Genomic DNA, 8,336 nt, shown 5'->3' with positions numbered 1-8,336 from the left:
GAGTTCACTGCTCCAACAGAAAGACAGGAATCCAAAGTTTGAAAATAATGTACGATTGCTGCATAATGTTGTCAGTTAAGAACCCTCACTGCTTGCGGTGAGGAGTAGTCAGAATCAAAGATTTTTTAGCAATATATCTAATACAACTAATTTAGAATACAATAAGGATGATTTTAAAGAAAAATTTTTAGAAGCATATTCTAATAGTTGGGCATTATTCCTTTTTATATGTGGTTTTATTCTTAGAATATTTGTATCCAAAGGTGATTTAAGTTTTTGGCAAATTGTTTTGTATGTTATTGTACTATCTATATTATTAATTAAAATAGTTTTTAAATATTTTTTAGATGCTAAAGCGTCTAAAAATGATGAAAAGCAGGTAACTTATGAGGAACTTGAAGAACTGGGTATAAAAATACATAAGAACAGCAAATTGAAAAATAAAGAGAATGTACATTCAAGCGATAGAAAAATAAATGATAGTAGTAATAAAAATGATTTATATTTAATGAAACTAAATCGTGCTTTATTTTTATGCAAAAGTATAGAATATTCTGATGAAAAGCATATTAAAAATGTGAACCTATATAGAACAATTAAGTTTAACGCAAGACAACTGTATATGACTTATAAAGTAGCGATTATACGTTTAATTTTGACATTTATTATGTTTCGAATGGTTGTATATATTTATGCGGGTGTAGATGACCCTAAACTTGAAACTATTCTTTCGGTTTTTGTATTCACGTTGTTTCTTAAATTGTTTGATATTCGCTTTGATAAAGTTGATGAAGGTGTGCGCAGGGTATCAAAAGTTGAAAAAGAGTTGTATGAAATAGCTTTAGATATATATGACCAATTATGTTTGGACCAAGATGATCAAGATAAAAGGGAATTAAAGGATTATATGGAAAGACGATTTCTAAATCAAAAATGACATGAATAACTAAATTTTTATTAACAATCAAATTGTTTATTGAAACATATAAAGTAGAATCTTATCTAGGTGATCTTGGTGTATTTAATTTGTATGGGATTAGGTGAATTTGCTCTCCAAGATTTAAAGGGTGGTATATACCTCAAAACGGTTTATAGCTGATATTGGGCTCGGACACAATTAGATTTACCACAAGGCGCATATTTAGAAGTACACGAATAGAGACTATAATCTTGTTTCGTTTTTTGATTGTATGAGCAGGAGAACGGAACTTTTCGATCTGGTCAGGATAAGTACATATCTTTTCATAATAATAGTGTACACGAGCACACTATTAAAGTGCATATGCATAAAAATATAACTAATCTTAAATCACTAAAATTTGAAGATTATTTCATGCGTAATCACTAATCTACTATTAGCTTACTTGACTTTTAAAAAAAATACGGTATATTAATCTTGTAAGTGGCGTACCTAGTACGCTAGAACTGGTCCACCTGAAACGGAGGGGCCTTTTTGTTTTGTCATTTTTTATTTTTTCTGATAATGGTTGGTTTGGGTAAATATATAAGAAAAATCGATAGTTTGTATTCCATCGATTTTTATATGTTTCTTAAAATCTTATTTAAATATACTACTTGTTTTTTGTTGTAATCACATTTTGATAATTTTTGAAATTTTACACGACGAACGACATTAATTGAATGAATGTTTCCAGAATAATACAAATCTTTTAGAAGGTCTAAAATTTTAAATATTGCTTCTTCTTTCCCTTCATCTTGATACTTTAATAATACGGGTATTAATGGCTCATAGTGGTTAATATTATTTCGTATTTTTCTTATAAAATTAATATTTGATGATAATGCATTAATTTCTCTATACGATACATTTTGCTTTTTATAGATTGCTTGACAAAAGCTTAATCTATCTTGTATTTTTAGCATGTTATATAAAGCTAATACATCTCCCAATGATAGTGTATGAATAACTCCCCATATAGGAGGAACTGTGTTCTTGTTAAAATTATGTTGTATTAACATATTTGAAGAGTAACCATGTGTAGTATTTAGTTTTAATATGGTATCTAAAGCACGTCTTCTATTTGCAATAATATTTTTGTTAGCTTGAACTTCTCTCATATTAGAATTATACATTTTATCAAAATACAATAAATCATAGCAATTAAAATGACAATCTAATTGTAAAATATTATGACAGTGTTGAATTCTTTCAGTACTAGGTAAACAAGATGATAATCGAGAAAGTTCGGAATAATCATTGCATGATAAATTTGTATCTTTGAATTTTTCAGATAATTTTTCTGCAACATATGTCTTGAAGTGTTTCTCAAAACATTCGATGTACATGCTAAATTTATTGCTTATAAAATCATCTATCTTTGCTAAATTAATATATTCGGCAAAGTCACCATTTTCTTTGTATATATATTCTTGTCTCATCGTGTCAAAATTTGTGCAAATCAATCTTTTATATGGTGATACAAGTGTTGTATATCCTCTTTCATTAAATATATTTTCTGGAATTGTTTCACGATTTATATTTTTGTGAATTACTAATTCATCAATCAATTCCTCATTATTCATATATGGCTTCATAAGTCAAGTAACTCCTTATAGTGATTATTTTATCATCTTTATGCAGTAAAAAAAAAGAGGATATAAAACTTAGTTCGAAATATGCGTTCAAAGACTCATCTAACTAATCACTGTTTTGGAATAAGGTATGGTAAGAACCTCCCGAAAGTAGTCAAGCTACAGGGTATAAATATACAAATCCACATTCACATATTCAATTTTGCAAATTAACAAAACCGTCTTCAACCACGGTTATTAAAGGTTGAAAGAAAGGAGAAGTATGTTGTAAATGACCAGCTAGATGGATCAATTACAATATACCCAGTAAAAAAGTATGATATTATATCACGGAACAACTCTAAGTAGAGGAGAGGGGATAATTAAAGATCATTGTATTAAACATGATATATCAAGAGTATATACAAATACAGGAAAATTAGATTGTGACACAACTAATGGATATGTTTATTTAACGCCTAATATAGAAACTGCATATTTTTATGGAAACATAAACTCGCTTCGTTCTGAAACAAACGATGATTTAAAATATGTTTATATATTTAAAGTGGAAATCGATGAGGATAAATTATTGCCAGACTATGATGAGTTAAAAATTAAAAAAATTAAAAGTAAAGATGTAACTTGGAAAGAAAGTCTCGCAATTTGCAAAACTGTAAGAGTGGATGAAGATGTTAATGTGAATAAAGCTGAGTATTTAATACTTCCAAATACTATGAATCATAAAGAAACAGAGGATAATCTTAACTTAGTTCGTGAACTGAGCAAATCTGAAGTACAAAGTTTAGATGCTAATGTTGTTTTGAAAGAGATTTTAAGTAAATGGAGTTGGCAAAAATTATAGTTTGTTTATAGCGTAATTTACGAACATAAATGATAACTAAAAAAATGTAAAATTTTGAGCATTCAGAAATATCCAAATTTGATTATATTGATATCTTCCATAATTACTTTGAAAGATATATGCAATAAAATCTGATGGCTTAATTGATTTTGATCTTAAGACTTCAAATGGTAATATATATCCAAAAAAATCTATATCTGATACTGGATTAGAAAATATTTCTACAGTTGAATTTGAAGTTCATGCATATAAATAGTTTACGATTAAATAGTAAAGCCATCCTTTGTGATTTGCATTCATTAATGATGGCTTTTTTTACGGATTATGTAAAAACACTGGAATTTTAGATATAACAAAAAAGTGTATTATGCTGCATAAAGAAGGGTGATTGAATATGTTGAAAAAGTTTACTGTGAGCAACTACAAGAATTTTAAAGATGAGATTTCACTTGATTTTAGTAAAATTGGTGAATATTCATTTAATGCGGATTGTCTTTCGATGAGGTTGATTTATGGGCGTAATGCAACTGGAAAGACTAATTTTGGTAGGGCACTTCTTGATATTAAAATTTTGTTGTATGGTATGTTTAGAAATGACGAAAATAGTGTTTTAATCAATGCAGATTCTCAGGATACGGCAAAATTTATATATGAATTTCAATTTGGAAGTGATGAAGTTGTTTATAAGTATTCTAGATTTGCGAATACTGAGTTATGTGATGAAGAATTGTATATAAATGGAGAAGCTATCTTTAAGTGTGATTTTAAAAATAGTAAATTTGATTTTCAAGGTTTAAGTATAATTAGTGCGGAGACAGTGAATACTAAACGTTATTTAAATAAAGATGAGATGGATAATGAGTATGTGTTACCTTTTTTAAGATGGCTAATAAACAATACGGCTTTTAGTGATGATTCTGTTTTGATTCAATTATCTAAATATGTACGTAAAATGGACATGATTACTGTGGGACATGATTTGTTGTATTCTAATAGAAATTTTCTTGAGAATTTAAAAAATCCGGTTTATTTACATAACTTTGAAGATTTTCTAAATTTGATGGGAATTGAATGTAAATTGGTTTTAAAAGAATTGCCGGATGGACAGGTTGAATTATATTTTGCTCATAAAAAGTTAGTTCCATTTTATCGTACTGCATCAAGTGGGACGTTGGCATTGACTAGTCTTTATCAAAAAATAGTATCTAATTGTTCGTTGATCTATATAGATGATTTTGCTGCTTTTTATCATTATGAAATGGCAGAGAAATTGATTTGTTATTTCAAAGATAAATACCCAGAATGTCAATTTATTATGACTTCACATAATACGAATTTAATGACAAATAAAATTGTACGTCCAGACTGTTTGTTTATTCTATCAAGTAGAGGTACATTAACGGCACTTTGTGATGCGACTGAAAGAGAATTAAGTGAAGGACACAATTTAGAAAAGATGTATATTAGTGGAGAGTTTGAAAAGTATGAATAGTTTGTCTTTTGATATTGACTAAGTGTTCATTACAAGCCTTTGTAGTACTAGTTTTTATAAATGTTTTATATTATACTTGAGATGATTCCATATGGGAATTCATTTTTTTTGGAGGAGTTATGAAAATTATTGTAGTGGGTGATGGAAAAGTTGGATTTGCGATCGCAAAACAATTAAACCAGGAAGGTCATGATATTACAGTGGTTGAAAATAAATCGAGTGTTCTATCGAGTACCATGAATCAGTTGGATATTGTAGGCGTACAGGGAAATGGTGCGAGTTTAGATACGTTAATGGAAGCTCGTGTTTCATCTTCGGATTTGTTGATTGCGGCTACATCAACGGATGAGGTTAATATTATTTGTTGTTTATTGGCAAAGAAATTGGGTGCAAGACATACGATTGCACGTATTCGTAATCCGGAATACAACAATACCGTTCGTTTGATCAAGGATGAGTTGGGATTGAGTATGAGTATCAATCCGGAGCAGGCAGCGGCTCGTGAAATTTTGCGGGCGATTCGTTTCTCAAATTCGATCAAGGTTTCTTCTTTTGCGAAGGGAAGAATTGAGCTTGCGGAAGTGAAAATTAAAGAAAATTCGCCACTTTCAAATATGCGTATTTGCGACATCAATCGTCGTATGAAAAGTGAAGTGTTATTTGTGGCTGTTCAAAGAAATGGGGAAGTGATCATTCCAAATGGAAATACCGTCATCTATGAAAAGGATCGTGTCACATTAACGGGTTCGACTACACAGCTTGAAAAGTTCTTTATTAAAGTGGGTATTTTAAGTAATCGTACGGTCAATGAAGTAATGATTGTTGGTGGTGGAAGAATCACATACTATTTGACAAATATGTTGTTAGAACTGGGAATGGATGTAAAGATCATCGAAATCAATAAGGATAAGTGTATTAGTCTTGTAGAAAAATTCCCACAGGCTACAGTCATTCATGGCGATGGTACGGATCATGAATTATTATTGAGTGAATCTTTAGAGGAAATGGATGCGTTTATTGCACTTACAGATAATGATGAGGAGAATGTCATTATTTCTATGTTTGCCCAGTCTCATGGTGTTACGCATGTCTTGCCTAAGGTAAACCGTGTTTCTTTAGGATTCTTATTGGATAAATTAGGCTTAGAAAATTCAATTACACCTAAATTTATTACGGCCAACCAAATTGTGCAGTATGTTCGTGCTATGCAAAATACAGTTGGATCAAATGTTGAATCATTGATCAAACTTGTAGATGACAAACTTGAAGCTTTAGAATTTAGAGTTCGTGATAACTGTCGTTTTATTGATGTGCCAATTAAGGATCTAAATATTCGTGAAGAGATCATCATTGCGTATGTAACGCATAAGGGTGTTTCAAAAGTGGCAACGGGAGATACGCGTATTCAATTGTCAGATACGGTTATTATTATTAGTAAAGTTGCAGGATTGAGGGATATCAATGATTTACTATCTTAAGCACAATTTACATAAATTAAACTGGGCGATGATTGGTAACGTATTGGGTATGGTTTTAATTGCACAAGCTTGCCTAATGGTTTTACCGGTCATTGTGGATTTGATCTATCAAGAGGGCTTGTATGATTCTTACTTGATTGTGATTGGAATCTGTCTAGTTTTAGGATATGCGCTAACGCGTACGCGTGCAAAAGTCAATAACTATTTTGCGAAAGATGGAATGATTGCGGTAGGCCTTGCGTGGATCGTTGTATCTTTCTTTGGTGGTTTACCCTTTTATTTATCGGGTGAAATTCCTTCTTTTGTGGATTGTTTCTTTGAAGCCGTGAGTGGATTTACAACGACAGGATCGAGTATTTTAACGGAAGTTGAAAGTTTGAAGCATGCTACACTCTTCTGGCGTAGCTTTACACATTGGATTGGTGGTATGGGAATTTTAGTCTTTATTTTGGCAATACTACCAAAATCCAACGATCGTGATATGCATATTATGCGTGCAGAAGCACCAGGTCCTACCATTGGTAAGCTTGTGCCTCGTATGCGTCAATCGGCTATGATTTTATACACAATGTATATGGGTCTTACGATCATTCAAGTGATTTTACTCTTAATTGGTAAAATGCCATTGTTTGATGCGCTTTGTAACACATTTGGTTCAGCAGGTACGGGTGGTTTTGCGATTAAGAATACAAGTATTGGTGCCTACAACAATTCGTATTATGAAACCATCATTACGATTTTTATGATTTTATTTGGTGTTAACTTCAATATGTATTATTTCCTTTTAATTAAAGATTTTAAACAAGTCTTTAAAAATGAAGAGTTGTGTGCCTATTTAGGTGTGATTTTATTCTCTATTGTTTGTATCACAATCAATATTTTGTCTATGTATAATTTTGATGTATTGAAATCCATTCGTCTAGCTAGTTTTCAAGTGGGTTCAATCATTACAACAACAGGATACTCAAGTTGTGATTATAGTGTATGGCCACAATTTAGTAAGATGATATTATTCTTATTAACAGTATGTGGTGCAAGTGCTGGTTCGACTGGTGGTGGTGTAAAAATCAGTCGTCTATTGATTATTGTAAAGAAAATTAAATTGGACATTCAAAAGTTATTACACCCACAAAAAGTAGAGGCCATCACTATGGATGGTAAAGTGGTGGATACAGAGGTTGTCAATCAGATCATGGCTTATTTCTGTAGCTTTATCATAATTGTCGGCATCTTATTGTTCTTGATTTCCTTTAATAATTTTGATTTTGAAACAACCATCACATCCGTCATTACATGTATTGGAAATGTGGGTCCTGGATATGGTTTGTGTGGTCCAATGGGCAACTTTTCCATGTTCTCTGATTTTAGTAAGATCGTACTATCTTTTGCGATGTTGATTGGTCGTTTGGAGATTTATCCAATTATCATTTTCTTGTCTCCAGTACTTGGAGTTCGAAAGGTGTCTAAATCATTTCATACGCGTAATAAAAGAAAAATATAGTTCAATGAATACCCATGTATTTGGGTATTTTTCTATACAAACGTTTTTTCAAGGTGTATTATTAAACCATAAAAAAACGAAAGGATGATTTATTATGAGATTTTTTGATTATTTGGACACAATTGAAAAGCCTACGATTGACAATATTCGAGTGATTTATAAGGCTATTAATGTGAAGTATGATGAGCTCATAGACATGGCGGTTGAACCAAATAGTAAAAATTATAATAAATGGATGCAGACATTGGATTGTTTAAAGGCATCTGAAGATTTGATTATAGAATGTATTGGAAAGAATGCGATTACGGATATGGAATGGCTTCAATTGAAGTGTAATATTTATAAGTTTCAAGTAAAATATGGAGGCTTAAAATATTTGAATGTAGAAGCATAGATTTTAGGATATGTATAGTGCATATCCTTTTTTTCAAAACAAATTAAAAACCTGGAATTTCCAGGCTTTAGTTT

At 30.9% G+C, this 8,336-nt stretch carries 7 protein-coding genes; 6 read left to right on the top strand and 1 reads right to left on the bottom strand.

The window, feature by feature from the left end; translation table 11 throughout:
• The first annotated feature begins 97 nt into the window (after positions 1-97).
• A complete protein-coding gene (locus tag EUBIFOR_RS00955) occupies positions 98-937 on the top strand; it encodes a hypothetical protein (protein WP_003864013.1) in 840 nt (279 codons plus the stop codon).
• A 602-nt stretch (positions 938-1,539) separates the two neighbouring features.
• Here the strand turns inward: EUBIFOR_RS00955 and EUBIFOR_RS00950 are convergent.
• Positions 1,540-2,556, bottom strand: coding sequence for an Abi family protein (locus EUBIFOR_RS00950; protein WP_040466013.1), 1,017 nt, complete (start codon positions 2,554-2,556; stop codon positions 1,540-1,542).
• A gap of 313 nt (positions 2,557-2,869) precedes the next feature.
• On the opposite strand from EUBIFOR_RS00950, the gene EUBIFOR_RS00945 reads away from it, so the two are divergent.
• From EUBIFOR_RS00945 to EUBIFOR_RS00925, 5 genes are all read left to right on the top strand, one after another.
• Entirely contained in the window at positions 2,870-3,397 is a 528-nt protein-coding gene (locus EUBIFOR_RS00945; protein ID WP_003864011.1) for a hypothetical protein, read from the top strand.
• A 394-nt stretch (positions 3,398-3,791) separates the two neighbouring features.
• A complete protein-coding gene (locus EUBIFOR_RS00940; protein WP_003864010.1) occupies positions 3,792-4,889 on the top strand; it encodes an AAA family ATPase in 1,098 nt (365 codons plus the stop codon).
• A gap of 119 nt (positions 4,890-5,008) precedes the next feature.
• A complete protein-coding gene (gene trkA, locus EUBIFOR_RS00935; RefSeq protein ID WP_003864009.1) occupies positions 5,009-6,367 on the top strand; it encodes a Trk system potassium transporter TrkA in 1,359 nt (452 codons plus the stop codon).
• Entirely contained in the window at positions 6,351-7,868 is a 1,518-nt protein-coding gene (locus EUBIFOR_RS00930) for a TrkH family potassium uptake protein (RefSeq protein ID WP_003864008.1), read from the top strand. Before trkA ends, EUBIFOR_RS00930 begins: the two co-directional genes overlap by 17 nt.
• Positions 7,869-7,962: 94 nt before the next feature.
• Entirely contained in the window at positions 7,963-8,262 is a 300-nt protein-coding gene (locus EUBIFOR_RS00925) for a hypothetical protein (protein WP_003864007.1), read from the top strand.
• Positions 8,263-8,336: the final 74 nt, after the last annotated feature.

It is taken from the genome of Holdemanella biformis DSM 3989 (genome assembly GCF_000156655.1).
Lineage (GTDB): Bacteria > Bacillota_I > Bacilli_A > Erysipelotrichales > Erysipelotrichaceae > Holdemanella > Holdemanella biformis.
Note: the sequence above shows the minus strand (reverse complement) of the source record. Positions and strands in the feature narration are given on the sequence as shown.